Here is a 265-nt window from a genome sequence, read left to right as displayed (position 1 = left end):
CGACAGCGCTTGCGGAACTGGTGAAAAAAGGGGAGGCCAGCCCAAGGGAGTTGGTGGAGCTGAGCTTCCGGCGTTTGGATGAAGTCGAGCCGAAGCTGCATGCCTTTACCGCAGAGCGGCATGAGCAGGCGCTGCTTGAGGCAGAAAACGGAGGGAACGGAATATTTGGAGGCGTACCGGTCGCCTTGAAAAACATTTCCCAAGCCTTGGCGGGCGAGCGCTTAAGCGCCGGGTCGAAATTGCTCGCCGACTCCCGCCCGGAACG

At 60.4% G+C, this 265-nt stretch carries 1 protein-coding gene; it reads left to right on the top strand.

Annotation, left to right across the window (positions count from 1 at the left end; translation table 11 throughout):
* On the top strand, window positions 1–265 hold a 265-nt coding region (locus tag R0J92_RS23675), incomplete at both ends, for a hypothetical protein (protein WP_411053474.1).

Source organism: Tritonibacter sp. SIMBA_163, from assembly GCF_046535935.1.
Lineage (GTDB): Bacteria > Pseudomonadota > Alphaproteobacteria > Rhodobacterales > Rhodobacteraceae > Epibacterium > Epibacterium scottomollicae.
Note: the sequence above shows the minus strand (reverse complement) of the source record. Positions and strands in the feature narration are given on the sequence as shown.